Source organism: Pseudomonas sp. W15Feb34 (assembly GCF_023127765.1).
In the GTDB taxonomy this organism is placed as follows: Bacteria; Pseudomonadota; Gammaproteobacteria; order Pseudomonadales; family Pseudomonadaceae; genus Aquipseudomonas; species Aquipseudomonas synxantha_A.
This window is the reverse complement of the sequence record NZ_SPKN01000035.1, coordinates 107,530-130,720: the sequence shown is the minus strand read 5'-3', so window position 1 is coordinate 130,720 and position 23,191 is coordinate 107,530. Positions and strand designations below refer to the sequence as shown.

The window sequence follows — 23,191 nt, the reverse complement described above, 5'->3', positions numbered from 1 at the left end:
CTCCCACATTTGGGCGGTGTTGTTGTCGGGAGTTGTGTTTGGCGCAATGGCCTTGCCAATCGAGATCAACTCAGCACTGCCAATCCCCTGTGGGAGCTGTCGAGCTTTAGCGAGGCTGCGAAAGCGGTAGTTCAGGCGATGAAGAGGGTGCCTGTGCCGCCGCCTTCGCAGCCTCGCTGGGGCTCGACAGCTCCCACATTTGGGCGGTGTTGTTGTCGGGAGTTGTGTTTGGCGCAATGGCCCTGCCAATCGAGATCAACTCAGCACCGCTAATCTCTGTGGGAGCTGTCGAGCCCCAGCGAGGCTGCGAAGGCGGTGGTTCAAACGATGAGCCTCTCGGCAATGCCTGCGCCTGATCAAGTTCCGTCTGGGGCTATACTGGCCTCCTTCCAACCCATCGAGATCCCCATGAGCACCTCCCTTTCCCTGGCGCCTGCACGCAAGCCTGCAGCGCCACTGATAGCCTTTATCATCCTGGTGGCGGGCGCCCTGTTCCTGCAAAACACCGTTGGCGCACGCCAAGTGTTGTTGCTGGTGGTCGGCGCCGCGCTGGGCCTGACGCTCTACCACGCTGCCTTCGGTTTTACCTCGGCCTGGCGCGTGTTTATCAATGATCGGCGTGGCGCCGGCTTGCGTGCGCAGATGGTGATGCTGGCGGTGGCGGTGCTGCTGTTTTTCCCGGCACTGGGCGCGGGCACTTTGTTCGGCCAGCCGGTCGTGGGCTTGGTGGCGCCGGCCGGTGTGTCGGTGGTGTTCGGGGCGTTTATCTTCGGGATCGGCATGCAGCTGGGTGGCGGCTGTGCATCGGGCACCTTGTTCACCGTGGGCGGCGGTAATGCGCGCATGTTGGTGACGCTGCTGTTCTTTATCTGTGGCTCGTTGATCGCCACCCACCATGTCGACTGGTGGTTTGCGTTGCCGTCGTTGCCGGCGGTTTCCATCGTCAAAAGTTTCGGTGTGCTGCCGGCGCTGGTCCTGAGCCTGGCGGTGTTCGCGCTGATTGCGGTGGCGACCGTGCGTCTGGAAAAGCGCCGTCACGGCCAGCTTGAACAAGGCGTGCACAGCGAGCATCAAGGGCTGCGTCGTTTTCTGCGTGGGCCCTGGCCGCTGGTGTGGGGCGCGATTGGCCTGGCGCTGCTCAACTACGCCACCCTGGCCCTGGCTGGGCGGCCGTGGGGCATCACCTCGGCGTTCGCGCTGTGGGGCGCCAAAGTGGCGAGCGGGCTGGGTGTGGATGCGGCGAGTTGGGCGTTCTGGCAGATGCCGGGCAATGCCAAGGCCCTGGCCGCGCCGGTCTGGGAAGACATCACCAGCGTCATGGATATCGGCATTGTCCTTGGCGCGCTGCTGGCCGCTGGCCTGGCCGGGCGTTTCGCTCCCAGCCTGAATATTCCGGCACGCTCGTTGATCGCCGCCGTGATCGGCGGCCTGCTGCTCGGCTACGGTTCGCGCCTGGCCTATGGCTGTAATATCGGCGCCTATTTCAGCGGCATCGCCTCGGGCAGCCTGCATGGCTGGGTGTGGCTGGTGGCGGCGTTTATCGGCAACGGCGTGGGCGTGCGCCTGCGGCCCTTCTTCTTTGCCGGCGAACGGCCCCAGGTGGCGTTGAGTGGTTGCTGAGCAGTCCGTCCACATTCGCCTGGCGCGCACGCAAGACGCCGGTTTGTTGCCCGCCATCGAGCAGTGCGCGGCTCAGGCGTTTCGCGCAATCGAAGGGCTGGCCTGGCTGGCGGATGCCGCGTCGATTGGCGTCGAGTGCCATCGGCAGTGGATCGCGCTATCGACCTGTTGGGTGGTGGTTGATCACCACGACCAACCCCAGGGTTTCCTCAGCGCAGAACGCTTTGGCGACGATCTGCATATCCATGAAGTGTCCGTGGCCCGGCCGCTGCAAGGCCAGGGCTGGGGGCGCAGGCTGGTGGAAACGGCGATGAACCACGCCCGCGCCCAGCAACTGTATGCAGTGACCCTGACCACCTTTGTGCATGTACCGTGGAATGCACCGTTCTACCGGCGCCTGGGCTTCGCTACTCACAGTGATCCGCGTCTGGAAACGATCCTGGCGGATGAGTACGCCCATGGCTTCGAACCCGGCAGTCGTTGTGCCATGGCGTGCCCGGTGACATGTCCGAATCCGTCCTGAAGTAGTCTGCCTTGCGCCTGTCGTGCGCTGTGGGTTGTCCTTACCATGGCTTGCATCGTTCACCCACTGATGCAAGCCAAAAGGACTGCCCATGAGCCGTAAAGCCCTGATCGTTATCGACGCCCAGCACTCGTTCCGTCATTCAACCTATTGGTCCGAAAATGACCTGCCCGACTATCTGGAAAAACAGCAGGCCCTCATCGATGGTTGTGTTCAGCGGGGCATCCCGGTGGTACAAGTCTTCCATGTTGAAGACCAGGGGCATTTCTCCATGCAATCGGGCAACGTCAGGGCACTGAGCGAGCTGTCGATCAATCCGCAGTTGGTGATCCACAAGCGCTACCACAGTGCCTTTGCGGGTACGCCCCTGGCCGCTCGCCTGGTGGAGATGGGCGTCGCCACGCTGATCATCAGCGGCATCCGCACCGAGCAATGCTGCGAGACCACCACGCGGCAGGCTTGCGACAGTGGCTTCAAGGTGGATTTTGTCAGCGAGGCGACGCTGACCTTCCCGATGACCCACGCGCGTAGCGGCCGGGTCTATACGCCGGCCGAGATTCGCGAACGCACGGAGCTGGTCCTCGATGACCGCTTCGCCCGCATCGTGACGGTCGCCCAGGCCCTGGCGGGGTGAATCGATGAGTGTGCCGGTGCTGTTTGTGCTGTTGCCAAACGTACTGATGCTCGACCTGGCCGGGCCTGCCGAAGTGCTGCGTCTGGCCGCCCAGGTCGATGACCCGGCGGTGGTGGATTTCGACTTGCAGTACGTCAGCCCGGTGGCAACGCTGCACACCTCCATCGGTTTGCCGCTGACGGGGCTGGCGCCACTGCCACCGACCTTGGCCCCCGGCACCCTGGTGGTCTTGGTGGGCTCCACGATGAAGGTCAGCAAGGCGCACCAGCAGGCGTTCGAGTCGGCCAGCAAGCGGCTGACCCACTGGTTGAAAAACGTCTTCGCACCCTCGGCTGAACGCCTTATCTGCGTATGCGCCGGCGCGTTGAGTGCCGCCAGCGCCGGATTACTGGATGGCCGCCAATGCACCACGCACCACTCGTTATGCACCACCTTGCAAGCCATGGCGCCCAAGGCCCGGGTCCTGGAAAACCGCTTGTACGTGACCGATGGTCCGGTCAGTTGCAGCGCCGGTGTCACGGCCGGTATCGACCTGATGCTGCACCTGGTCGCCGAGCTGGCCGGGCCACGGCTGGCGTGTGCGGTAGCGCGGGACATGGTGGTGTACCTGCGCCGCAGCGGCAGCGACCCGCAGTTGTCGCCCTGGATAACCGGGCGTAATCACCTGCATCCGGCGGTGCATCGGGTGCAGGACGCCATCGCCGCGGCGCCCTGTGAGGACTGGACCGTAACCCGCATGGCCGCCCTGGCCTGCACCGGCAGCCGCCACCTGGGGCGCTTGTTCCAGGAGCATGTCGGTATCAGCCCGCTGGACTACCTGCACCGCCTGCGCCTGGCTGTGGCCCGTGAACTGCTGGCCGAGTCGGACTTGGGCATTGAAACCATCGCCGAGCGCGCAGGCTTTGGTTCGGCGCGTCATCTGCGGCGCATCTGGGGCAAGTATGAAGCGGCCACCCCTTCAGCCATGCGCCTTACTCAGCAGGCGTCTCGGGGGACGTGACCGGTTCCTGGCCGGCCTCGGTCGCCAGCTTCAAGCGGTCGGCCTTGCTGATGTATTTGTCTTTGCTTTTCGGCGCCAGTTTGGCGCTGGCCTTTTTGGCTTTGGCCTTGAAGAGCTGCTGAAGTTTTTTCTGGCGGTTCATGTCGCGGAGCCTGAGAGGGAAAGGCGCGGATGATACCAGTTTCAGCAAATGTGGCCGGGCCCTGGGTCGCTTTTTAGCGCTGATCTGTGCATTGAATCGTCCTTCGTTTCGCCAATAATCGGGCCGAGTATCCAGCGCAAACGGAAAAGCCCCGATGAGCATTCACACCCGTACTAAACGCATGACTGTCCCTCAATTGGTCGCCATGAAGGGGCAGCAGAAAATCGTCTCCCTCACCGCCTACTCCAGCGCTATGGCCAAGCTGATCGATCCGATCGTCGACTTCATCCTGGTGGGTGACTCCACGGCCATGGTCGGCTATGGCCGGGCGTCGACCCTGAGCATGCAACTGGAAGAAATCATCGGCCACACCCGGGCGGTGGTCGACAGTACACGCTTGGCCTGTGTGATCGCCGACATGCCGTTTGGCAGTTACCAGGAGTCGTATGAGCAGGCTTTTCGCAACTGCGCCCAGGTGCTATCGCGCACCGGTTGCGATGCGGTCAAGCTGGAGGCCAATCAGGCCCTGGCCGGTACCGTGGAGTTCCTGGTTGCACGGGGTGTACCGGTGATGGCCCACGTGGGGCTGATGCCGCAGTTCGTCAACGTCATGGGCGGGTTCAAGGCCCAGGGGCTGACCGCTGAAACCGCTGCGGTGATTGCTGCCGATGCCCGCGCCAACCTGGAAGCGGGGGCTTTCAGCCTGCTGCTGGAAGGGGTGGCCGAAGGTGTCGCCCGGCAGATCACCCTGGACTCAAGCCAACCCACCATTGGCATCGGCGCATCGCCTGCGTGTGACGGCCAGGTGTTGGTCACCGAGGATGTGCTGGGCCTGGGCGGCGGCTCGATGCCGCGCTTCGTCAAGCAATACGCTGATGTGGGGGCGGTGATTCGCGATGCCTGCGAGCGTTTCGCCGACGATGTGCGCCAGGGTCGTTTTCCCGAAGACCGGCACTGCTACGGGCTTTGATGCAACGCCTGGGCCAGTAGTTGGACGGCCAGGGCAATGTCCTTGCTCCAGTCGAGTGTGTAGCTCAGGCGCAGGTGATCTGGCCAGGCGCCTTGCTGGCTGAACAGTTCGCCGGGGGCGATGACGATGCGCAGGCTTAGCAAGTGCGCGAACACCTGGCGCATATCCACCGGGCGGCTGGCCCGGAGCCAGAAGCTTGCGCCGCCATGGGGTTCGACCACCTGCCATTGGCCATTGCCGTGGGTTAACAGCAGGGCTTTGAGCTGCGTCATGCGCGCCAGTAACCGTGCGCGCAACGCCTTCAGATGGGCGTCGATACGCTTGGACGCAAACAGCTTGGCGATGGCTTTCTGGCGGATCGGCGAGAGGCGAAAGCCGCGCTCCAGGAACAGCTGTTGCAACGATGAGGCATGTCCGCGACACAGCACATAGCCGTAGGGTGCCTCCGAGCCGATGACTTTGTCGAAGGTCGAAAACACCAGCAGTTTGTGCGGGGCGGCGTAGTCGCGATAACGCGCCGGTTGCGGGCCAAAGTACAGCTCGCCGTAGGTGTCGTTTTCGAACAGCCAGATATCCCGCTCGGCCAACCATTCGCAGATCTGCTGTTTATCCTGTGCGGGCATCACACCGCCCTGGGGCATATTCACCGTCGATGACAGCACCGCCAGGCGGATCGGCTCACGCTTGAGCAGCGTGTTCAGAGCGCCCAGGTCAAAACGCCCATCTGCGCCGAGGGGCATCTCGATCACACGGATTTTCGCCGCCTGCAATTGCCGCAGGATCGCCCACGAACACGGCGACTCCACCAGTGCGAGCGTGCCCGCCAGGTTCAAGGCGTTGAGCGAGACCTCCAATACGCTGTGCAAGTCCGAGCCGATATACACCTGGTCGGCTTGCCAGTAATGGTCAGTAGAGCGGCTGTAGCGTTCGGCCAAGGCAGCGCGCAACTCGGGCTCGCCCATTGGCAGATACAGTGGTGCCAGCGAGCGCGGGTACTGCCGGGTCAGTTCACGCTCCACCATCAGCAAGGGTTGCTCCAGCGACAGCAGCATCGCCGGCGCGTCGCTGCTCAGGGCCAGCATGCCGGGTTGGCGTGCGTTGGCGAAGACCTGGTCGAGCAGGGGAGATGAGCTTGGGTTGATGGTGGCAGCCAAGCCTGGGACGATGAAAAAACCGAGCTTGGGCCTGGCCTGGATCCGCCCTTGTTCCTCAAGCAATGCATACGCGTACTTGGTGGTCGACACCGACACGCCCAGGCGCAGGGCCAGTTGGCGCAGGGACGGCAATTTGCGTTCGCCGTCGGCAGGGCAGGCCTCGATCAGCTCGATGAGGTAGCGGTACACCGCCTGATAGGCAAAGGTGTCTTTGCTTCTTTTCATACTTATTTGAACCGCTATTCTGTAGGAGCGAGCTTGCTCGCGAAGCACTTCAGCACGCCACGTTTTACCTGGAAGCGCGCGTTATCGTTGAGATTTTTCGCGAGCAAGCTCGCTCCTACATCATCAAACCCTGATCAACGTGCCAAAAACTGGCTGATCAACGTGATCACCTGCTGCTGGATAATCGGTCGTGGCCGTGCACCCGGCCCATCCTGACAAATGATGCTGTCGCCGGGCACATCCGCGTCGAGCACCGCCGCCGCGCCCGGTTTGCATTGCGACATAAAGCTGAAGTGATTGGCGTCGCGGATCTCCACGTACTGCGTCGAGGCGTTTGGCAACCGTTTGGCCATGTCGGCCGATTCCATCTGCGCCGGCAAATCCGCTGACGGTACACCGGCGGCGATCACCAAGGCCCGCACCGGCAGCGCCGCCAGACTTGCATCGGTAAACCCGCGCGACAGGCCCAGGTCCAAAGACACCACGGCGCTGACGCGCTTGTCGCTCAAGTCCGCCGCCAATTGCTCCTTCCCGTTCGCAGTGCCTTCAGGGTTCATCTCACGGTAGGCGGTACACGCGACCAACGTCGGATGAGCGCTGCAGTCCCGGGCAAACAGCGCCGGGTCAAAACGCGCACCGGCCGTCTCCATCACCGTCCAGCCCCCCAGGGAATGCCCCACCACGGCGATCCGGCCGCTATCCACCGCACCGAATGGCTCGGGCTGGGCCAATAGCGCATCAATGGCCCGACTTAAATCCCTAGGCCGTTGCCATAACTGCGCAGCGGCCTGTGCGCTGCGATCCTGGCTGGTAGTGCCCGGGTGGTTGACCGCCGCCACGATATAACCCTGCTGCGCCAACGCACTGGCCAGCCACGCCTGTTTGCCCCAATTGCCCCCGTAGCCGTGGGAGAGCACCACCAAAGGATGCTTGCCGGGCGTCGGCGCCGCATCGGGAACGGCCAGCACGCCGATGAACACCACATTGTCGGCGATCAGCTTGGGTTTGGCAGTGGCGACGGCGGGGTACCACACAGCCATTTCCAGCGGGCGGCTGTTAAGGGTGTCGGGCAGGGTGGTGGTTTGGAAACCGATGGGGTTGTCAGCGGCGAATGCGGGAGCGGTCAGGTACATCAGCAGCAGAGCAGCGAGGCGGGCTTTCATGCTTTTTTCGTCCTTGAAAGGGAGGGCGCAGCATGACCCGAAACGGTCGGTTCAGGTAGAGGGGAGGCGGGACTACGAAGTGGCTGACAGAGTCCTACTGCTTGGTATTACAGATGCGGACTTCACGTTTTTAGGAAGTAGCTGGCTTACTTGAAGCTGTAAATCATGCAGTGTTGGAGCGTGAATCCTACTGGATGTGTCGACACTGACCTTTAATTAAAGGGTGATGATTATGGAGCTTATAGGTGCATCATTTGGTCCTGTTGTCCGTGACTTGAGCCCAGCCTCGGTGTTGCCTCTTCGAGACCCTATCGGCGCGCCTGCCGTTGTTGAAGCCGATGCTGACAACACCTTATCGATCCTGGCGAGGCAACTAAGTGACGCTGCCAACCATGACGCCGGCATGCGTCAAGAAGACCCAGGCAACAACCTCTCCAACCCGCTCGATGCGATCAGCGACGAAAGATATTTCGCTGACAAAGCTCAGCATGATGCTGAGGTTCCCGATACTCACGTTCTGGAATTGCTTGAGCGCGCCAAGCAAGCCACCGCCTTTGCCAACGGTTTGGCCAGTAACCCTTTCAAAGGACTCGCGGTCGATCAATTGACGCTGATTGCTCGCGACGAAAGCGGTACGTTCACCGTCAACGAACGGCGCGCAGCCTGGCAGGAGGTTCGCCTGAATGAACAGCGGGTCAGCGCCTCTTCAGGTTCCGCTATTGGGCGTGAACTCATGATTTCTCGGCTCTTCCTGGGGTATGAACCTGCGGTGGCCGAAGGCACCCTGACCTCTAGCAATATGGCCCAAAGCAGTTACGACTTCCTGACTCGTGATGATCGCAGCCTGTTGTCGGACATGTACGCCTATGCGCAGGAGCAAGGAGCCGACTTGGCATATGTCGACATGCTGGCCTACGACCTTGGCAACTACCGCCATCACGACAATGGTCGCCAGCTCTTGAGCGGTAACAATGGCTACAACCAGGAGGGGCGCCGGGTGACGTTCAACTTCAAGGAGCATGATGTAGCTGCGGCATCACGCATTCTGAACGGCTCGGCCATTGACTCTACCCGCCTCGAACAGGGTTTTTTGCGTCATGTCCTGAACCCGGACTTCGGCGCGCTGAGCAATATGGGCAGCATCGCTTTTCTTGAGCAGATGGTGCTGAAATTTTCCAGTGCAGGTGCCACGCAAGCTTTGCTGGGCAGGGAGTTCGCGACTTATACACCGATAAGTATCAACGACAATATGGTGGTCACAGTAGCCGAAGAGGTAACGCTCACATTTGATGAGCCCGTGCTTATCAACACCGATGGCATCTGGACCATCACCGAAAAAGGTAAGGCCGCGGGTTACACCATGGATCCGGCCACCGGAAAACCGCGTCGGGCGGCTGCGCCTTCAGTCGACGACAGGCAGCCGCACAGCGTCGTCGGTGAGGCCGTAGCCGAACCTTTGAAGACGCGCTCACTGGTAGACATCCTTGCAGGCACCCCCGATCAGTTCACCTCGCGATGGCGCTGGCCTGGGTATTTATTAAAATTGATGAAAAATCCAAAACCATGAGGAGGGGGCAATCACACGCCTTGGCCACCCAATGACTTAGGTTTAAAGCCAACTTTGAGGTCAATGGTATTCGAAGTTAAACCCGAGGGTATGGCATGTGCAGAATGCGCAGTTGCTGATTAATCGTCTGCGCGAGGAAGGGGTGGCTCCAGCGTCTTCCAAGAGAAAGGGCGCCCACCAGGCTCCGAGGGCCTGACCGGCGCCTAGGTGCTGCCGAGTCGTCGTGAAGTCGATCATGACGACGCGGCGGTCTATCGGGTGGCTGCAAGACTAGCTAACCCTTGAAGCACTTTCCCTCGCCATCAATTTGTCCACCAACAAAACCCCCAATTCACTCAGCTGATGAATCGCCAGCGCGACATCGCGCTGTTTGCCTGACAGTTCATCCGACAGGTCAAGCAATAACGCTGTCACCGAGGAAAAGGTTTCGTAGCTATTGGCGATGAGCATTTCGTTGCTGGCGTCGTCGGCAACGCTGAACAGCGGTGAGGGAGGTGGTTCGGCGTGGGTGTTAAGGGATGCCTGATCAAGCTTGAGGTTTGGATCGTTTGGAGGGTTAGGCGTGACTTTATACATGTGTGTTGTACCTGTTTTAGGGCCAACACCTCATCGCTACTAAACGATGGGGTGGCGGCTGTACGCAGGTTAGTAGACCGGGGAAACACACAAAGCCGGCGCGCCCGAGGGCGCCCTGCGCACAGCCACCATCAAGCACAGACAAGAACATCTGATCGATGAGGCTCATGCACTTTATGTTGTCACTCGGGCTACTAAACCCGATCACTGAGTTGTCAGCGACCGAGCCACCTTAGAGACGCCCATCCAAGCGCACAAGCCGGCGGATTCTGACGCAACTGTAGGCAATGGAGCAAGGTGGTGCAGAGCGCTGTAGGACATGTCTACGGGCTATCGCTACTCGTAGGCGAACTGGTCAATCAACCCCAAACGCGGAACACGACTGTTCGGCTTTAATATTGCGCCTGGAGCAATGACGGCATTCGCGCCGATTTTGCAGCCGTCGCCTACCAGGGCACCAAATTTGTTTACCCCTGTGTCGATCACATTGTCTGCATAGCGGATCTTGATATCCGCCCCATCCAACTCATTACGGTAATTGGCGATGATTGCACCGGCTTCAATATTTACCCCTTCGCCAATCAATGAATCGCCGACAAAGTTGAAGTGTGCCAGCTTGCTTGCGGCCAGCATGAAGGTGCTTTTCAGTTCGCAGCTTGGGCCCACAATGCAATGGCTGCCCAGATAAACGCCGCCGCGCAGGTACGCTCCCGCTGCTACGAATGAGCCTTCGCCGATGATGATCGGGCCTTTCAACACAGCGCCTTCTTCGACAATGGCGCTTTCGTGGATGGCACAGTCTCCGTGGCGCCGGTAGCCCGTGCCGAGGCGTGACAGCAAGACCATAATCTGGTTTTCGCAGTCTTGAGACACCCGCCAAGCGGCAGGCTGCGTCACGCCAAGGGAGGGCCATTGAGCAATGAATGTACTGATCTCAGGTAGCTTCATGCAGAGCGCTTCCGATGTCGGGGTGGGAGGGTAGAGCCCGCTGTGACGATAGGGTGGTGGGCTCAGGCGACATCTTAATAGCGTCTGCCCCGGTTTACTTAGTACCAAAGAAAGTCGCGGGTCGCCGTTGTGCGCAAAAATGCTGCCTCAACGACAACGCAGTGCAAATGTGGGAGGGGGCTTGCTCCCGATTGCGGCAGGTCAGCCAAACTCTCAATGGCAGATACACCGCTATCGGGAGCAAGCCCCCTCCCACATTGGCTGTGTGTTGCTGGTTTTAAAAAAGCACTGGCAGATGCAAGATGTAGCCAGTAGGCTACAGGCGGACAAAAGATTCTCGATGCCCTGAGAGGTCAATGACATGAGTCAGTCAACATTCAAACCAGAGGACATGCCGATCCTCGAGCTGGATACATCCGGCACCAGCGCCTATGAGGCTTCACGCTTCCTTGATAGCCCGCAAACCATCAGTGGCTATCTTGCGCAAAGCATGGCGTGCCATGACCCGCAAGTCCTTATGAAGGCGCTGGCCGAGGTTGCCAAAGCCCAGGGTGTGAACAAGGTTGCCGAAGCGGCGGGGGTGAATCGGGAGAGCCTGTATAAAACCCTGAAAGGCGGCTCAAAGACGCGTTATGAGACGGTCCAGAAGCTGATGTTGGCATTCGGGGTGGAACTGACGGTGCAACCGATTGCCGCGACCGCAATTGAAAAAACGGCCGTCATCGGCAAAACCTGATGGACCCAAAAGAGGACGGTTTATTTGATTGAAAATAGGGACGTCCCTTTTTGTCCACAGAGGGCTATCCGTTACGAAGGGATGATGCGATTTACGAGAGAAGCGGTGTTGATGTGCGCCTGGTCTTGTAGGAAATCGACCTCTTGCAGCGTAAGGTTATTCCCATAATACTGGTTATATATCCAGTATTTTCGGGGCGGCGCGCTCATGAAACGAAAATGAGTGAAAAATGGGCCGGTGGCAAAAAAAAGCGACTCCGTTAGGTTGAGGTTCTCTCCTTCAAGAAAGGGGAGTTCTTAATCACTATCAATGGAATCAAAAAATGAACAAACCACAAACCCAGACACCGCTTCGCCATGGTCGTGTCACATCCCCTTCCAGCCGTGGTGCAGTCGCCGTGGATCTTGGCCTGCTGGAGACCTGGCAGGTCAATGAAATGGAAGGCGGCAAAAACTTCCCGGCACTGATGGCCGGCCCGTTCCCGGCGCCTTACCAAACCGACAGTGACAGCGTCACTCCACCAGCCGACGGCTTCATCCTCAGCGGTGGCAAGACCGATGCGCGTGACTGCATCAACTTCACCAACGAGGAAATGGCCAAGAAACTCAACCGCGCCTTCACCTGGCCGTTACTCAATGTCGAGCCGGGTCAGACCTTCAAGGTCACCTGGGCATACACCGCGCCGCACACCACCCGTGGCTATCGCTGGCTGATCACCAAGGATGGCTGGGATCCGAAACAGCGCATCACCCGCGCACAGCTGGAAACCCAGCCGTTCGCCGAAGACTTCTATGCCCAGGTGCCGTACTACAGCCATGCCGGCGAACTGAAGGCCAAGGTCAATCATGAAGTGAAACTGCCGGCCAACAAGAAGGGCCAGCATGTGATCGTATTGATGTGGATCGTCGCCAACACCGGCAACGCCTTCTATCAAGCCTTCGACGTGGACTTCAAATAAGCCCGCGCCGTTAAACTCACAGGTTCTGAAGGATTAGAACATGTCAAATATTGACTTTACCTCACTGAAATCGCCACTCAACGATGCCGCTTCGCTGATGCCGAGCATTGCCGGCAAAAAGATCCTCATGGGCTTCTGGCACAACTGGCCTGCCGGCCCGAGCGATGGCTATCAGCGTGGCCAGTTCGCCAATATGAGCCTGGCGGACGTACCAAGGGATTACAACGTGGTGGCCGTGGCCTTCATGAAGGGCAACGGTATCCCAACCTTCAAGCCGTACAACCTGTCCGACGCCGAGTTCCGTCGCCAGGTGGGCGTGCTGAACAGCCAGGGCAGGGCGGTGCTGATTTCCCTTGGCGGCGCCGATGCACACATCGAACTGCATAAAGGCAACGAACAGCCACTGGCCAACGAGATTATCCGCCTGGTGGAAACCTATGGCTTTGATGGCCTGGATATCGATCTTGAACAGAGCGCGATTGATTTCGCCGATAACAAGACTGTCCTGCCCGCCGCGTTGAAACTGGTCAAGGACCACTACGCCGGTCAAGGCAAACACTTCATCATCAGCATGGCGCCGGAGTTTCCGTACCTGACCACCGCCGGCAAATACGTCGGCTACATCCAGGCGCTGGAAGGCTATTACGACTTCATCGCCCCACAGTATTACAACCAGGGCGGCGACGGGATCTGGGTGCAGGAGGTCAACAGCGGCAACGGCGCCTGGATTGCCCAGAACAACGACGCGATGAAAGAGGACTTCCTGTTTTACCTGACCGAAAGCCTGGTGAGCGGAACGCGGGGGTTTACCAAAATCCCGGCAGACAAGTTCGTCATTGGCCTGCCCGCGAACGTCGACGCGGCTGCCACCGGTTATGTGATCAACCCAACAGCCGTGACCCATGCATTCAAGCGTTTGTACGACAAAGGATTGTCGATCAAGGGCCTGATGACCTGGTCGGTGAATTGGGATAACGGGGTCAACAAAGACCACGTGCCCTACAACTGGGAGTTCAGCCGTCGTTATGGGCCGCTGGTCAATGGCACTGCTCTCTCTGGCCTTGAGGAGGATACGGCGGATCTCGAGGTCGCCAATCAGCAGTAGTGCAAAAGAGGCCTCTGGCAGACGTGCCAGAGGTCAAACAGCTAAGCTTCTGATCTGACTGAAATCCGATGCCTGTTTGGGCATCGGATTTTTTGCGTCACGCTCAAATTGCGCTGAGCGTTCATAACTCCGATTTACCGCACCAAACAAGGCCGCTTGTTATCAAAGCCCCAACCCGGAATCAAGAACTGCATCGCCACACTGTCATCCCGCGCCCCAAGGCCCATGCCTTTGTACAGCTCATGGGCCTTGGCCACGGCGTCCATATCGATATCCACACCCAGGCCCGGCTTGGCCGGCACCTTTACGTAACCCCCTTCAATCTTCAGCGGTTCGCGGGTCAGGCGCTGGCCGTCCTGCCAGATCCAGTGGGTGTCGATGGCGGTGATCTCACCCGGGGCGGCCGCGGCCACCTGGGTAAACATCGCCAGGGAGATATCGAAGTGGTTGTTGGAATGCGAGCCCCAGGTCAGGCCCCACTCGTTGCACATTTGCGCGACGCGCACCGAGCCCTGCATCGTCCAGAAGTGCGGGTCGGCGAGGGGGATGTCCACTGATTGCAGCTGGATGGCGTGGCCCATTTCACGCCAGTCGGTGGCGATCATGTTGGTAGCGGTTTTAAGGCCCGTGGCGCGACGGAATTCGGCCATGACTTCGCGGCCCGAATAGCCGTTTTCTGCGCCGCAGGGGTCTTCGGCGTAGGCCAGCACGCGGTGTTGGTCGCGGCACAGGCGGATGGCTTCTTTCAACGACCAGGCACCGTTTGGGTCAAGGGTGATGCGCGCATCCGGGAAGCGTTCGGCCAGCGCGGTGACGGCTTCGATTTCTTCATCGCCACTGAGCACACCGCCCTTGAGCTTAAAATCGTTGAAGCCATATTTGGCCTTGGCGGCTTCGGCCAGGCGCACCACAGCGTCAGCGGTCAGGGCTTTTTCGTGACGCAGGCGGAACCACTCATCATCGGCGTCGGCTTCGTTGCGGTAGGCCAGGTCGGTAGCGTTGCGGTCTCCCACATAGAACAGGTAGCCGAGCATTTTCACTGCGTCGCGTTGCTGGCCTTCGCCGAGCAAGGCGGCCACCGGCACTTCGAGGAACTGGCCCAGCAGGTCGAGCAGCGCGGCTTCCATGGCGGTGACGGCATGAATGGTGATGCGCAGGTCGAAGGTTTGCAGGCCGCGTCCCGCGCTGTCTCGGGACGCAAAGGTGCTGCGCATCTGGTTAAGCACGCGCTGGTACTGGCCAATCGGCTGACCGATCACCAGACTGCGTGCATCTTCCAAGGTTTCACGAATGCGCTCGCCCCCGGGCACTTCACCGACGCCGGTGTGGCCGCTGCTGTCCTTGAGGATGACGATATTGCGCGTGAAGTAGGGGCCGTGGGCGCCGCTGAGGTTCAGCAACATGCTGTCGTGGCCGGCGACCGGGATGACCTGGAAATGGGTGACTACAGGGGTATTCATGGCAAGGTCCTTATAGACGCTCAAAGGGATTTGCTGATGGCGGCGCCTGACGGTACGGCGCTAGGTGAGGCCAACACGGCAGAGGGTGAAGTCTTGGCAAAGAACACCAGAATGGCCGCAAGCACCGAGGTGCCGGCCAGGCCATACAGCCCGCCCTGGATCGAGCCGGTGGTTTGTTCCAGAAAGCCGAAGGTGGTCGGCGCCACAAAGCCGCCCAGGTTGCCGATGGAGTTGATCAGCGCGATTACGGCGGCGGCGATGCGCACATCCAGGTAGCCCTGGGGGATCGGCCAGAACAGCGACGACGCGGACTTGAACCCGATGGCCGCAAAGCAGATCGCGACGAAGGCGAAGATCGGCCCGCCGGTGGTGGACATGAACATGCCGGCCGCCGCGATCAGCAGGGCCGCCGCGACCCAGGCTTGCTGGAACTTGAACTTGCCCGACAGCGACGCAAAGGCGTACATGGCAATGATGGAGATCAGCCAGGGGATCGAGTTGAAGAAACCCACCTGCACATCACTCAGGTCGCCCATTTTCTTGATGATGCTCGGCAGCCAGAAGGTGGCGGCATAGATCGTCAGTTGAATGCAGAAGTACAGAGCGCAGAACAGCAGGATCTGGCGGTCCTTGAGCAGCTTGCCGATGGTCGGTTTCACCGTGGTCAGGGCTTCACGTTCGCGCTGTTCCTGGTCGATGGCGCCAACCAGGGCGTCCTGTTCTTCGCGGGTCATCCACTTGGCATCATGGGGCTTGGAATCCAGCCAGAACCACACAAAGAAGCCCAGCGCCACCGAGGCCAGGCCCTCGATGCCGAACATCCATTGCCAGCCATGTAAACCAAAACCTTCGATCTGCAACAACGCACCCGACAACGGCCCGGAGATCAACGACGCCACCGCCGAACCGCTGAGGAAGATCGCGATGGCCTTGCCGCGCTCCACGCCGGGCAACCAGCGGGTGAAGTAATAGATCACCCCGGGGAAGAACCCGGCTTCCGCCACACCCAGCAAGAAACGCAGGATGTAGAAGTGGGTTTCGTTCTGGATAAACGCCATCAGCGTGGCGACGATGCCCCAGGTGAACATGATGCGGGTCAGCCAGATACGGGCGCCGACCTTTTGCAGCAGCATGTTGGACGGCACTTCGAACAGCGCATAACCGATGAAGAACAGCCCGGCGCCGAAGCCGTAGGCCGCTGCGCCGATCCCCAGGTCATGCTCCATGTGCGTGCGCACGAAGCCGATATTGACGCGGTCGATGTAGTTGAGGATGAACATGACCACGAACAGTGGCAGCACATGGCGCTTCACTTTGCTCACGGCGCGGGCGAGCGCTGAATCACTTTCGGGTACGGCAGATGCTGGGCTTGAATGGCTCACCATTTGAAAACTTCCCCCTGATTGTTTTTATGCGGGTTTGGTTGCTTCGTTAACAGACATCATACAAGTGGCTTTCCAGGAATCGCAATGCGCTGATGAGTGAATTTGTTTTTATAAGTACGGCGACTGACTAGTTTGTTCGGTTATTTAGCCGTTTTTATTGGTTTTTGCAGCGGAATTTGCGTGGGGGGGCAAACATTTCAGCAAATACGGGTGGTGAGCATTTGATGTGTTGTCATACAAGTTGAAGGCTTTTTGCAGCAAAAGGGCGGTGCTTCCAGACAGGGTGATAAGCTTGCTCCTGCCCAACCCTGTGGACCCGTAGTCATGCCCATCGAAAGCCCAACGCTTGTGCGTAAACGCTCAACCAACCTGGCCCAGGGCGTGGTTGAGGCGCTGACCCAGCGCATCCTGCTCGGGCAACTCAAGCCCGGTGAAAAACTGCCGTCTGAATCCACCATCGTGCTTGAGCACGGAGTGAGCCGCACCGTGGTGCGTGAAGCCTTGTCCAAGTTGCAGGCGTCGGGGCTGGTGGAGACGCGTCACGGCATCGGCACCTTTGTGCTGGAGCAACACACGCAGCCGGGCCTGCGCCTGCATGTGGACACGGTCGCCAGCGTGCGCAACATGCTCGAATTACGCTTGGGCCTTGAGGTGCAGGCCGTGGCGTTGGCCGCCCTGCGCAGGAGCGAAGCGCAACTGGCCCATATGCGCCAGGCGCTGGACGACTACCAGGCCTCGCTGGCCAACAACGACAGTTGCGTGGAGGAAGACAAGCGCTTTCACCAACTGATCGCCGAGGCCACCGGCAATACCTTTTTCACCGACATCATGCTGCACCTGGGCAGTGCGATGATCCCGCGCACCCAGGTCAAGGACGCCGAACGCGGCGGCGCGGACTTTGCCAAGCTGGGGCAGTTGGCGAACCTGGAGCACGAGGCGATCTACAACGCCATCAAACGCCAGGATCCGGACGCCGCACGGGCAGCTATGGTGTTGCACTTGACCAACAGCCGGGATCGATTTTCCGGGCACTCATAAGGAACCACCGTTGAACCAACACACCTTGTCCATGCGCCTTGAGCGTGTGGCAGCGCATGTGCCGACCGGCGCACGCCTGGCCGATATCGGCTCGGACCACGCCTACCTGCCGGTGGCGTTGATGCGCCGAGGCGTTATTGCGGCGGCAGTGGCGGGGGAAGTGGCCGCTACACCGTTTCACGCAGCCAACCGTACCGTGGCCGACAACGGTCTGGCGCAGCACATCACCGTGCGCCGGGCTGATGGCTTGGCGGCAATCGAGGCGGGCGATGATATTACCGTCGTCAGCCTGTGCGGCATGGGCGGCGAAACGATCCGCGACATTCTCGACAGCGGCAAGGCGCACCTCAATGGCCGCGAACGCCTGATCCTGCAACCCAACGGCGGCGAGCAGCCGCTGCGCCAATGGTTGATGGACAACGGCTACCGGATCCTGCACGAGGAGCTGCTGCTGGAAAACCGCTTCTACTACGAAATCATCGTCGCCGAACGCGCCGAGGCGGTCACCTATACCGCCGAGCAGCTGTACTTCGGCCCGTTGCAAATGCAGGCGCGTAGCGAGGAGTTCCTGGCGAAGTGGCAGCGTATGGTGCGCGAAAAACGCAAGACACTGGCCAGCCTCGAACAGGCACGGCAGGCCGTGCCCGAGCAGAAAGTGCAGGAGATCGTGCAGCAGGTGAAGTGGATCGATCAGTTGCTCGCCTGAGCCACATTCACGGCACTTCACCGCTACCCTGTAGTCTTCTCCTAAATCCCCCAAGGTGTTGCCCGCTATGATCACTGTTCACCATCTCAACAATTCCCGCTCACAACGTATCCTGTGGGTGCTTGAAGAACTGGGCCTGCCCTACGACATCAAACGCTACCAGCGCGACGCCAAGACCAACCTGGCGCCACCTGAGCTCAAGGCCATTCACCCCCTGGGCAAATCCCCGGTGATCGAAGACGGTTCCCGCGTGCTGATCGAATCTGCCGCAATCATCGACTACCTGATCCGCCGCCACGGCAACGGCCAACTGCAACCCGACCCGGCCACCGACGCCTACGACAGCTATGTGCAATGGCTGCATTTTGCCGAAGGCTCGGCCATGCTGCCGTTGATGCTCAACCTTTATGTGGGTCGGCTGGGTGAAGCGGGCGCACCGCTGCATCCACGGATTGAATCGGAGTTGGCCAACTACCTGGGCTACCTGAATGATGTGCTGGGGCGCACGCCGTACCTGGTGGGCGACGAACTCAGCGGTGCGGATATCCAGATGAGCTTTATCGGTGAAGTTGCCCAGGCCCAGGGCAAATTGCAGGCTTACCCGAACCTGGCGGCGTGGCTGCAAAAGCTCCAGGCGCGGCCGGCTTACCGCAAGGCGGTGGAGCGGGGCGGGGAATATGCGTTCGCCAAATAGCCAGAGGTGAAGAGGACCAATGTGGGAGGGGGCTTGCTCCCGATAGCGGTGGGTCAGCTACAAAAATGCTGACTGACAGACTGCTATCGGGAGCAAGCCCCCTCCCACATTTGGAACCAGGTGAACCTTCGAGTCCTCCAGCGCTCACTTAAGAGGTGGCACTGGTTTTTCTCGAAAGGAATCTGCATGCACTCCACCTCGTCAATCGCGCCCGTAGAGCGTGAACTGAGCCTGCGGGCAGTCATCACCGGGATCGTGCTGGGTATCCTGCTGACCCCTTCCAACGTGTACGCGGGCTTGAAGATCGGCTGGTCGTTCAACATGTCGATCATCGCCTTGCTGATTGGCTATGGCATCTGGCAGGGCCTGGCCCGGCGTTCCGGCGAGCACCTGCCGTGGACCCTGCACGAGAGCAATATCAACCAGACCGTGGCCTCTGCCGCAGCGTCGATCATTTCCGGCGGGCTGGTCGCGCCCATCCCGGCGTATACCCTGCTGACGGGTAACCAACTGGCGGCGCTGCCGATGATCGCCTGGGTGTTTTCGGTGAGTTTCCTGGGGATCTGGATCGCGTGGTACCTGCGGCCTTCATTGCTCAATGACAAGGCGCTGAAGTTTCCCGAAGGCATGGCCACCCTGGAAACCCTGCTGCACATCTACAACCATGGCCGCGAAGCCGCCACGCGCTTGAAAGTGCTGCTCGGCGCGGCGCTGTTGTCCGGATCGGTCAAGTGGGTAGATACCTTTATGTGGGCCTTCCCGCGCTGGTCGCCGAGCCCCGCGTTGGAGCGCCTGACCTTCACCGCAGACCCTTCGCTGCTGTTGCTGGGGTTCGGCGGCATTATCGGCATTCGCGTGGGCCTGACCCTGCTGCTCGGCGCCTTGCTGGCATGGGGCGGGCTGGGGCCGTGGCTGTTGGCCAACGGCTTGGTGAGCCTGCCCGCCGACAGCAACGGTCCGCAATTTGCCGCGCTGGTGGAATGGCTGCTGTGGCCCGGGGTGAGCCTGATGGTGTGTTCCACCTTGGCGTCCCTGGCGATTCGCCTGTGGGCATTGCATCGCTCGACCCGGGCGTCTGGCGGCACGCCGTGGGCGATTCCCAAGCCCGGGCCTGCCGTGGGGTTTGCCTTGGCGATCGCGCTGGTGGTGAGCCTGCAAGCGCTGTTGTTCGGTATCAACCTTGGGATGGCGCTGCTGACCATTCCCCTGGCGATCTGCCTGGCCGCCGTGGCGGCGCGGGTGGTGGGAGCTACCGGTATTCCGCCGATTGGCGCCATCGGGCAACTGTCCCAGCTGAGCTTTGGCATTGTTGCGCCTGGCCAGGTGCCGATCAACCTGATGAGCGCCAACACCGCCGGCGGTTCGGCGGGGCAGTGCACGGACCTGATGAATGACTTCAAGGTGGGCAAGGCGATTGGCGCGACGCCGCACAAGCAAGTGATCGCCCAGATCCTCGGGATTTTTGTCGGCAGCATCGTCGGCGTATTCGCGTACCTGGCGTTGATCCCTGACCCTCAAACCATGCTGCTCACCGAACAATGGCCGGCCCCGGCCGTCGCCACCTGGAAAGCCGTGGCCCAAACCCTGACCCACGGTTTGGATTCACTGTCCCCCAGCATCCGCTGGGCCATCGGCATTGCAAGCTTGTTCGGCGTGCTGCTGGGCATACTCGACAGCACATTACCCACCCATCGCGCCCGCTATCTGCCCAGTGCGGCAGCCTTGGGACTGGCGTTTGTGTTGCCCGCGTCGGTGTCGCTGATGATGGCCCTGGGCGCGATCATGACCTGGGCGGTGAGCTGCCGTTGGCCGAGCGTGACGCAGCGCTTTGCGATCACGGCAGCGGCGGGGCTGATCGCCGGCGAGAGCATCACCGGCGTGGGCGCGTCGTTGTGGCAGATGCTGGGAAGCGGATAAATGGCCGACCTGGATTTACAACTCTTCACGAATTCAAAAGGCTCATCGTTATAGGCTTGGCGCTGCGACGTCTGGATCAAACCCATTCAACTGACCGTTGAGCCTACCCCATGAAACTGCCCGTCCTCGCTGCCACGTTTCTCGCCGTTGCTACGCTGCACCCTTTACCCGTACACGGCGCAGGCCCCATCACCCATGTCGCCATCTACCGTGGCCCGGCAGGTTGCCCGGACTGCTCGGAAAATGTGAAAACCGCCCTGCAGCGTCTCAACCCCAATTACCAGATCGACTTCGTCGGCGCCGACGAACCCATCGACATCACGCCAGAGAACCTGGCGCACTATGACCTCTACGTGCAACCCGGTGGCGGCCAGGACATCCCGGCCGCTCTCGACAGCCTGGGCGATACACGTGCCGAAGCCATCCGCGCTTACGTCGCCAACGGCGGCCGCTACCTGGGCCTGTGCATGGGCGCCTACCTGGCCGACGACAACAACCTCGGCCTGATCCCTCAGGCCATTGACACCGAAGCCGGCCGCCCCGGTTTTGAAGTGACTGGTATCGACGATGCCGCCGTGCGGGTGACGTGGGACGGGCAGCCTGACCATGTGTTTTACCAGGACGGCCCTTACTTCCCCAAAGCCAGCGCCGCGGCGCCCTACAAGGTCATCGCGACCTACCACAATGGCGACGTGGCGGCGGCGCGCTACATCTACGAACGTGGCGTGGTTGTTCTGAGCGGGCCGCATCCGGAAGCCGGCCGAGAGTGGTTTGAAAATGCCGATATCGAGCTGAGCAAGATGCCGCGTGGAGAGCTGTTCGGGTCGTTGATACGTAGCGCGCAAGAGTAGGGCGCCACGCTCGTCACTTCAGGGGGCCACCCTCACAAATGTCGATATCAGACACGATGGCGGCGTAACCAGGCTACTTGCGTCTGGCCTCGGGCACTTAAGGTGAGGGTCATTGGCCGCCCGAGAACAACAAAAACAATGACTAGCCTCAACTGCAACGATTCCAACGGTCAGCTGGCGCAGGGCTTCAAGCCGCGTCACGTGACCATGTTGTCCATCGCCGGCATCATCGGCGCGGGGTTGTTTGTCGGCTCCGGACACGCCATCGCCGCCGCGGGACCTGCGGTTTTACTGGCTTATCTGTTTTCCGGCCTGCTGGTGGTGCTGGTCATGCGCATGCTGGGGGAGATGGCGGTGGCACGCCCCGACACCGGCTCGTTTTCCACCTACGCCGACCAGGCCATCGGCCCCTGGGCGGGGTTCACCATCGGCTGGTTGTACTGGTGGTTCTGGGTGCTGGTCATTCCCATCGAAGCCTTGGCCGCCGGGCACGTGCTCAACCAGTGGTTCCCTCAGGTCGATGCGTGGCTGTTCGCCTTGGTCTCAATCGTGTTGCTGGTGATCACCAATCTGTTCAGCGTGGCCAAATATGGCGAGTTCGAATTCTGGTTCGCCATGGCCAAGGTGATTGCCATCGTCGGCTTTATCGGCCTGGGTTTCAGCGTGCTCATGGGCTGGATCCCGGATCGTGAAGCCAGCGGCTTGAGCCGCTTGATGGAAGAACACGGCGGGTTTGCGCCCAACGGCCTGTCGGCGGTGGTGGGCGCGTTTATCACCATCATGTTCAGCTTCATCGGCACTGAGGCGGTGACCATCGCCGCAGCCGAATCGAGCAACCCGGCGCAGAACATCGCCAAGGCTACCCGCTCGGTGATCTGGCGCATTGGCGTGTTTTACCTGCTGTCGATCTCCGTCGTGATTTCCGTGGTGCCCTGGAACGACCCGCTACTGGCGTCCGTTGGCTCCTATCAGCGCGCACTGGAGCTGATGAATATCCCCAACGCCAAGTTCATGGTCGATGTGGTGGTGTTGATTGCGGTGGCCAGTTGCATGAACTCCTCGATCTACATTTCTTCGCGCATGTTGTTTTCCCTGGGCAAGCGCGGCGATGCACCAGCGGCACTTAAAATCACCTCAAAGGCGGGCGTGCCCCGGGCGGCGGTGATCGCCAGCACCATCATCGGTGCGGGCGTTACGTTGCTGAGCTACTTCATGCCAGCCGGTCTGTTCCAGTTCCTGCTCGCCAGCTCCGGCGCCATCGCGTTGTTGGTGTACCTGGTGATCGCGATCTCGCAACTGCGTATGCGTCGCTTGCTGCTTCGGCAAAACGTCGAGTTGACCTTTCGCATGTGGCTGTTTCCGTGGCTGACTTACCTGGTGATCGTGTTCATCTGCCTGGCCCTGGGGGTGATGATGGTGACGCCCGAGCACCGCACCGAAGTGTCCTCGACCATTGGCCTGGCGTTGGTGATTTCCTTCATCGGCCTGGTCACGTCGCGCCAGCACAACCGGGCAATTAAGCCGGTTGTGGTGGAACAAGCCTGACATTGCAGATTCTTTGTGGGCGGTGTTGTTGTCGGGAGTTGTGCTTGGCGCGATGGCCCTGCCAACTGGGTTGAACCCTGCACCGCCGAACCCCTGTGGGAGCTGTCGAGCTTTAGCGAGGCTGCGAAAGCGGTGGTTCAGACGATGAAGATTTCGCCTGTGCCGCCGCCATCGCAGCCTCGCCGGGGCTCGACAGCTCCCACATTTGGGCGGTGTTGTTCTCGGGAGTTGTGCTTGGCGGGATAGCCCTGTGAACCGAGATCAACCCAGCACC

The 23,191-nt window shown here is 60.4% G+C and carries 21 protein-coding genes and 2 pseudogenes; 16 read left to right on the top strand and 7 right to left on the bottom strand.

Going from position 1 to position 23,191, the window contains the following annotated elements; genetic code table 11:
* The first annotated feature begins 408 nt into the window (after positions 1-408).
* From E4O97_RS17485 to E4O97_RS17470, 4 genes are all read left to right on the top strand, one after another.
* Positions 409-1,620: a YeeE/YedE family protein gene (locus E4O97_RS17485; protein ID WP_248161821.1), complete on the top strand. Its 1,212-nt coding sequence runs from the start codon at positions 409-411 to the stop codon at positions 1,618-1,620.
* Complete coding sequence (locus E4O97_RS17480; protein ID WP_248161820.1) at positions 1,610-2,143, top strand: GNAT family N-acetyltransferase; 534 nt, start codon at positions 1,610-1,612, stop codon at positions 2,141-2,143. The genes E4O97_RS17485 and E4O97_RS17480 overlap by 11 nt, the downstream gene beginning before the upstream one ends.
* A gap of 91 nt (positions 2,144-2,234) precedes the next feature.
* Positions 2,235-2,777, top strand: a complete 543-nt coding sequence (locus E4O97_RS17475) for an isochorismatase family protein (RefSeq protein WP_078821895.1) — start codon at positions 2,235-2,237, stop codon at positions 2,775-2,777.
* 4 nt (positions 2,778-2,781) lie between these two features.
* Complete coding sequence (locus tag E4O97_RS17470; protein WP_248161818.1) at positions 2,782-3,777, top strand: helix-turn-helix domain-containing protein; 996 nt, start codon at positions 2,782-2,784, stop codon at positions 3,775-3,777.
* On the opposite strand, the gene E4O97_RS17465 is transcribed toward E4O97_RS17470, so the two are convergent.
* Entirely contained in the window at positions 3,749-3,919 is a 171-nt protein-coding gene (locus E4O97_RS17465; RefSeq protein WP_216091848.1) for a DUF2986 domain-containing protein, read from the bottom strand. The two genes, E4O97_RS17470 and E4O97_RS17465, sit on opposite strands and share 29 nt — an antisense overlap.
* A 154-nt stretch (positions 3,920-4,073) precedes the next feature.
* Here E4O97_RS17465 and panB point away from each other — a divergent pair, with 154 nt between their 5' ends.
* Positions 4,074-4,889, top strand: a complete 816-nt coding sequence (panB, locus tag E4O97_RS17460) for a 3-methyl-2-oxobutanoate hydroxymethyltransferase (protein ID WP_078821892.1) — start codon at positions 4,074-4,076, stop codon at positions 4,887-4,889.
* Here panB and E4O97_RS17455 read toward each other — a convergent pair.
* Both E4O97_RS17455 and E4O97_RS17450 read right to left on the bottom strand, forming a co-directional pair.
* Positions 4,877-6,268, bottom strand: coding sequence for a PLP-dependent aminotransferase family protein (locus E4O97_RS17455; protein WP_248161816.1), 1,392 nt, complete (start codon positions 6,266-6,268; stop codon positions 4,877-4,879). The genes panB and E4O97_RS17455 overlap by 13 nt on opposite strands.
* A 134-nt stretch (positions 6,269-6,402) precedes the next feature.
* Positions 6,403-7,431: an alpha/beta fold hydrolase gene (locus E4O97_RS17450; RefSeq protein ID WP_248161815.1), complete on the bottom strand. Its 1,029-nt coding sequence runs from the start codon at positions 7,429-7,431 to the stop codon at positions 6,403-6,405.
* A gap of 232 nt (positions 7,432-7,663) precedes the next feature.
* Between E4O97_RS17450 and E4O97_RS17445 the strand changes: the two genes are divergently transcribed.
* Positions 7,664-8,998, top strand: coding sequence for a hypothetical protein (locus E4O97_RS17445; protein ID WP_248132506.1), 1,335 nt, complete (start codon positions 7,664-7,666; stop codon positions 8,996-8,998).
* 72 nt (positions 8,999-9,070) lie between these two features.
* Positions 9,071-9,194 (top strand): annotated as a pseudogene (locus E4O97_RS27560) (MerR family transcriptional regulator); the annotation flags it as partial.
* Between the two features lie 74 nt (positions 9,195-9,268).
* On the opposite strand, the gene E4O97_RS17440 reads toward E4O97_RS27560, so the two are convergent.
* Positions 9,269-9,574 carry a DUF6124 family protein gene (locus E4O97_RS17440; RefSeq protein ID WP_046071914.1) on the bottom strand — a complete coding sequence of 102 codons (306 nt, stop codon included), beginning with the start codon at positions 9,572-9,574 and terminating at the stop codon, positions 9,269-9,271.
* Positions 9,575-9,910: 336 nt separating this feature from the next.
* The gene (locus tag E4O97_RS17435; RefSeq protein WP_248161814.1) at positions 9,911-10,522 is read right to left on the bottom strand and encodes a transferase; all 612 of its coding nucleotides are present in this window, start codon (positions 10,520-10,522) and stop codon (positions 9,911-9,913) included.
* Between the two features lie 361 nt (positions 10,523-10,883).
* Between E4O97_RS17435 and E4O97_RS17430 the strand changes: the two genes are divergently transcribed.
* From E4O97_RS17430 to E4O97_RS17420, 3 genes and pseudogenes are all read left to right on the top strand, one after another.
* Entirely contained in the window at positions 10,884-11,258 is a 375-nt protein-coding gene (locus E4O97_RS17430; protein WP_216091844.1) for an addiction module antidote protein, read from the top strand.
* A 322-nt stretch (positions 11,259-11,580) separates the two neighbouring features.
* Positions 11,581-12,216, top strand: a complete 636-nt coding sequence (locus tag E4O97_RS17425) for a lytic polysaccharide monooxygenase auxiliary activity family 9 protein (protein WP_046071917.1) — start codon at positions 11,581-11,583, stop codon at positions 12,214-12,216.
* Positions 12,217-12,256: 40 nt separating this feature from the next.
* Positions 12,257-13,258, top strand: a pseudogene (locus E4O97_RS17420) (chitinase); the annotation flags it as partial.
* 197 nt (positions 13,259-13,455) lie between these two features.
* Here the strand turns inward: E4O97_RS17420 and gudD are convergent.
* A complete protein-coding gene (gudD, locus tag E4O97_RS17415) occupies positions 13,456-14,781 on the bottom strand; it encodes a glucarate dehydratase (protein WP_248161813.1) in 1,326 nt (441 codons plus the stop codon).
* Positions 14,782-14,801: 20 nt separating this feature from the next.
* Entirely contained in the window at positions 14,802-16,163 is a 1,362-nt protein-coding gene (locus tag E4O97_RS17410) for an MFS transporter (protein ID WP_248161812.1), read from the bottom strand.
* A gap of 327 nt (positions 16,164-16,490) precedes the next feature.
* Between E4O97_RS17410 and E4O97_RS17405 the strand changes: the two genes are divergently transcribed.
* From E4O97_RS17405 to E4O97_RS17380, 6 genes are all read left to right on the top strand, one after another.
* A complete protein-coding gene (locus E4O97_RS17405; RefSeq protein ID WP_248161811.1) occupies positions 16,491-17,204 on the top strand; it encodes a FadR/GntR family transcriptional regulator in 714 nt (237 codons plus the stop codon).
* A gap of 10 nt (positions 17,205-17,214) precedes the next feature.
* Positions 17,215-17,910, top strand: coding sequence for a tRNA (adenine(22)-N(1))-methyltransferase TrmK (locus tag E4O97_RS17400; RefSeq protein WP_078821884.1), 696 nt, complete (start codon positions 17,215-17,217; stop codon positions 17,908-17,910).
* 67 nt (positions 17,911-17,977) lie between these two features.
* Positions 17,978-18,604, top strand: a complete 627-nt coding sequence (locus E4O97_RS17395) for a glutathione S-transferase (RefSeq protein WP_078821883.1) — start codon at positions 17,978-17,980, stop codon at positions 18,602-18,604.
* 186 nt (positions 18,605-18,790) lie between these two features.
* Entirely contained in the window at positions 18,791-20,521 is a 1,731-nt protein-coding gene (locus E4O97_RS17390) for an OPT family oligopeptide transporter (protein WP_248161810.1), read from the top strand.
* 110 nt (positions 20,522-20,631) lie between these two features.
* On the top strand, positions 20,632-21,372 hold the full coding sequence (locus tag E4O97_RS17385; RefSeq protein WP_248161809.1) for a BPL-N domain-containing protein: 741 nt from the start codon (positions 20,632-20,634) through the stop codon (positions 21,370-21,372).
* 138 nt (positions 21,373-21,510) lie between these two features.
* On the top strand, positions 21,511-22,917 hold the full coding sequence (locus E4O97_RS17380) for an amino acid permease (RefSeq protein WP_248161807.1): 1,407 nt from the start codon (positions 21,511-21,513) through the stop codon (positions 22,915-22,917).
* The last annotated feature ends 274 nt before the right edge of the window (positions 22,918-23,191 follow it).

Coding starts and splice junctions, on each gene's coding strand:
- E4O97_RS17430 (WP_216091844.1), top strand. CDS start 10,884: ATGAGTCAGTCAACATTCAAACCAGAGGACATGCCGATCCTCGAGCTG.
- E4O97_RS17475 (WP_078821895.1), top strand. CDS start 2,235: ATGAGCCGTAAAGCCCTGATCGTTATCGACGCCCAGCACTCGTTCCGT.
- E4O97_RS17485 (WP_248161821.1), top strand. CDS start 409: ATGAGCACCTCCCTTTCCCTGGCGCCTGCACGCAAGCCTGCAGCGCCA.
- E4O97_RS17405 (WP_248161811.1), top strand. CDS start 16,491: ATGCCCATCGAAAGCCCAACGCTTGTGCGTAAACGCTCAACCAACCTG.
- gudD (WP_248161813.1), bottom strand. CDS start 14,781: ATGAATACCCCTGTAGTCACCCATTTCCAGGTCATCCCGGTCGCCGGC.
- E4O97_RS17465 (WP_216091848.1), bottom strand. CDS start 3,919: ATGAACCGCCAGAAAAAACTTCAGCAGCTCTTCAAGGCCAAAGCCAAA.
- E4O97_RS17380 (WP_248161807.1), top strand. CDS start 21,511: ATGACTAGCCTCAACTGCAACGATTCCAACGGTCAGCTGGCGCAGGGC.
- E4O97_RS17425 (WP_046071917.1), top strand. CDS start 11,581: ATGAACAAACCACAAACCCAGACACCGCTTCGCCATGGTCGTGTCACA.
- E4O97_RS17390 (WP_248161810.1), top strand. CDS start 18,791: ATGCACTCCACCTCGTCAATCGCGCCCGTAGAGCGTGAACTGAGCCTG.
- E4O97_RS17435 (WP_248161814.1), bottom strand. CDS start 10,522: ATGAAGCTACCTGAGATCAGTACATTCATTGCTCAATGGCCCTCCCTT.
- E4O97_RS17440 (WP_046071914.1), bottom strand. CDS start 9,574: ATGTATAAAGTCACGCCTAACCCTCCAAACGATCCAAACCTCAAGCTT.
- panB (WP_078821892.1), top strand. CDS start 4,074: ATGAGCATTCACACCCGTACTAAACGCATGACTGTCCCTCAATTGGTC.
- E4O97_RS17470 (WP_248161818.1), top strand. CDS start 2,782: ATGAGTGTGCCGGTGCTGTTTGTGCTGTTGCCAAACGTACTGATGCTC.
- E4O97_RS17455 (WP_248161816.1), bottom strand. CDS start 6,268: ATGAAAAGAAGCAAAGACACCTTTGCCTATCAGGCGGTGTACCGCTAC.
- E4O97_RS17445 (WP_248132506.1), top strand. CDS start 7,664: ATGGAGCTTATAGGTGCATCATTTGGTCCTGTTGTCCGTGACTTGAGC.
- E4O97_RS17385 (WP_248161809.1), top strand. CDS start 20,632: ATGAAACTGCCCGTCCTCGCTGCCACGTTTCTCGCCGTTGCTACGCTG.
- E4O97_RS17450 (WP_248161815.1), bottom strand. CDS start 7,431: ATGAAAGCCCGCCTCGCTGCTCTGCTGCTGATGTACCTGACCGCTCCC.
- E4O97_RS17395 (WP_078821883.1), top strand. CDS start 17,978: ATGATCACTGTTCACCATCTCAACAATTCCCGCTCACAACGTATCCTG.